Annotated in this window: 3 protein-coding genes; all 3 read left to right on the plus strand. The window is 61.0% G+C overall.

What is annotated here, in order from left to right:
* The first annotated feature begins 6 nt into the window (after positions 1-6).
* Positions 7-1,683 carry a formate--tetrahydrofolate ligase gene (locus ACR0BU_RS24580; protein WP_480739553.1) on the plus strand — a complete coding sequence of 559 codons (1,677 nt, stop codon included), beginning with the start codon at positions 7-9 and terminating at the stop codon, positions 1,681-1,683.
* A 58-nt stretch (positions 1,684-1,741) separates the two neighbouring features.
* Positions 1,742-2,047, plus strand: coding sequence for a chorismate mutase (locus ACR0BU_RS24585; protein ID WP_298938596.1), 306 nt, complete (start codon positions 1,742-1,744; stop codon positions 2,045-2,047).
* Positions 2,048-2,097: 50 nt separating this feature from the next.
* A partial coding sequence (folD, locus tag ACR0BU_RS24590; RefSeq protein ID WP_480739552.1) for a bifunctional methylenetetrahydrofolate dehydrogenase/methenyltetrahydrofolate cyclohydrolase FolD occupies positions 2,098-3,011 on the plus strand: 914 nt, incomplete at its 3' end.

Consider the following 3,011-nt stretch of genomic DNA (forward strand, 5'->3'; position numbering starts at 1 on the left):
GCCCACATGAGTTATAAATCTGACATTGAGATTGCCCGAGAGGCCATTAAGCAGCCGATCCAGGAGATTGGTGGTAAGATTGGGATTTCCAGCGACGATCTTCTGCCGTATGGCCATGACAAGGCGAAGGTGAGCCAGGAGTTCATCAATTCGGTTCAGGGTCGAGAAGACGGCAAGCTGATTTTGGTGACGGCGATCAACCCGACGCCTGCGGGTGAGGGTAAGACGACGACTACCGTTGGTCTGGGCGATGGTCTGAACCGGATTGGCAAGAACGCGATGATCTGTATTCGTGAGGCCTCGCTTGGCCCGAACTTCGGCATGAAGGGCGGTGCTGCGGGCGGTGGCTATGCTCAGGTTGTTCCGATGGAGGACATGAACCTGCACTTCACCGGGGATTTTCACGCGATTACCTCGGCGCATTCGCTGCTGTCGGCGATGATCGACAATCACATTTACTGGGGCAATGCGTGCGAGATCGACACCCGTCGCGTCGCGTGGCGTCGTGTGGTCGACATGAACGACCGGGCGCTGCGTCAGATCACAGCGTCTTTGGGCGGTGTGTCGAACGGCTTCCCGCGCGAAACCGGCTTTGACATCACCGTGGCGTCCGAGGTCATGGCCATTCTGTGCCTGGCCAACGACCTGAAAGACCTGGAAAAACGTCTGGGTGACATCATCGTGGCCTACCGTCGCGACAAGACAACCGTGTATTGCCGCGACATCAAGGCCGAAGGCGCAATGACCGTGCTTCTGAAGGACGCGATGCAGCCGAACCTGGTGCAGACGCTGGAAAACAACCCGGCCTTTGTCCATGGTGGCCCGTTTGCCAATATCGCGCATGGCTGTAACTCGGTCATTGCGACCAAGACGGCGCTGAAAGTGGCTGACTATGTTGTGACCGAGGCTGGCTTTGGCGCTGATCTGGGCGCCGAGAAGTTCATGAACATCAAGTGCCGCAAGGCGGGCATTGCGCCGTCGGCTGTGGTGCTGGTCGCCACCGTGCGCGCGATGAAGATGAACGGCGGCGTGGCCAAGGCCGATCTGGGCGCGGAAAACGTTGATGCGGTCAAGTCGGGCTGTGCCAACCTGGGCCGTCACATCGAGAACGTCAAATCCTTCGGCGTGCCGGTTGTGGTTGGGATCAACCACTTTGTCACCGACACCGATGCGGAAGTGCAGGCCGTGAAAGACTATTGTGCCGAGCATGGGGTCGAGGCGGTTCTGTCGCGGCATTGGGAGCTGGGCTCGGAAGGCTCGGCGCCGCTGGCCGAGAAGGTTGTGGAAATCGTCGAAGGGGGCACCGCCAACTTCGCGCCGATCTACCCCGATGAGATGCCTTTGTTCGAGAAGATCGAAACCATTGCCAAGCGCATCTACCGCGCCGACGAGGTTCTGGCCGACGCCAAGATCCGCAACCAGCTGCACGAATGGGAAGACGCCGGATATGGCAACCTGCCGGTCTGCATGGCCAAGACGCAGTATTCCTTCTCGACCGACCCAACCCTGCGCGGCGCGCCCACCGGCCATTCGGTTCCGGTGCGCGAGGTGCGCCTGAGCGCCGGTGCCGGCTTTATCGTGGTGGTCTGCGGCGAGATCATGACCATGCCCGGCCTGCCGCGCAAACCGGCCGCCGAAAGCATCTGCCTCAATGACGCAGGTGAGATCGAAGGCTTGTTCTAAGCTGCCGAATAAGACATCTCGTGGTCCGGGGATCTCCCCGGGCCATGAGGAGACGAACATGCCCACTCTGACACCGCCGCAAGACTGTTTTTCCATGCAGGATCTGCGGGCTCAGATCGACCAGCTGGATCGCCAATTGATCGACATGCTGGTGACGCGCGCAAGCTATATTGACCGCGCGACCGAGCTGAAACCGGAGGAGGGCTTGCCGGCCCGCATTCCGGATCGTGTCGAAGAGGTGGTGCAACGCGTGCGCGCAAGCTCGGACGCGCTGGGGATGGACCCGGATCTGGCCGAAAAGCTCTGGCGCATATTGATTGACTGGTCGATCGCGCGCGAGGAACGTGTGCTCGGCCCCGAGTAAAGACCGGGCGCTCTGCGCCCGATCCGTTTTTAGAAAGAAGGGATGACAGGATGGTAGCGCAGGTTATCGACGGGAAGGCCTTTGCCGCCAAGGTGCGCGCGCAGGTGGCCGATCAGGTTGCAAAGCTGAAGGAAGAGAACGGTATCACGCCGGGCCTGGCCGTGGTCCTGGTGGGCGAAGATCCGGCCAGCCAGGTCTATGTGCGGTCCAAGGGCAAGATGACCGTTGAGGTCGGAATGAACTCGTATGAGCACAAGCTGGATGTGGACACCTCCGAGGCGGACCTGTTGGCGTTGATCGACACGCTGAACACTGATCCGGCGGTGCATGGCATCCTGGTGCAGCTGCCGCTGCCCAAGCATCTGAACGAAGATCTGGTGATCAACTCAATCGATCCGGCCAAGGATGTGGACGGGTTCCATATCTCGAATGTGGGCCTGCTGGGCACCGGGCAGAAGTCGATGGTGCCCTGCACCCCGCTGGGTTGTCTGATGATGCTGCGCGACCACCATGGATCCTTGTCGGGCATGGATGCGGTTGTGATTGGCCGGTCGAACATCGTTGGCAAGCCGATGGCGCAGCTGCTGCTGGGCGACAGCTGCACCGTGACCATCGCGCATTCCCGCACCAAGGACCTGCCCGACGTGGTGCGCCGCGCCGACATCGTGATCGCCGCCGTGGGTCGCCCGGAAATGGTACCAGGCGACTGGATCAAAGAGGGTGCCACGGTGATCGATGTGGGCATCAACCGCATCGACGCGCCCGAAAAGGGCACCAATGACGATGGCAGCGCCAAAACCCGCCTTGTCGGCGACGTCGACTACGCCAGCGCCTCCCAACACGCCAGCGCCATCACCCCCGTCCCCGGAGGCGTCGGACCCATGACAATCGCATGCCTCCTCGCCAACACACTAACCGCAGCATGCCGCGCAAACAAACTACCAGAACCCGAAGGACTAACGGC

This window comes from Ruegeria sp. CK2, assembly GCF_056536585.1.

What these genes read in the sequence shown, in the direction of transcription:
- ACR0BU_RS24580 (WP_480739553.1), top strand. Translation starts at nt 7, where the DNA reads ATGAGTTATAAATCTGACATTGAGATTGCCCGAGAGGCCATTAAGCAG.
- ACR0BU_RS24585 (WP_298938596.1), top strand. Translation starts at nt 1,742, where the DNA reads ATGCCCACTCTGACACCGCCGCAAGACTGTTTTTCCATGCAGGATCTG.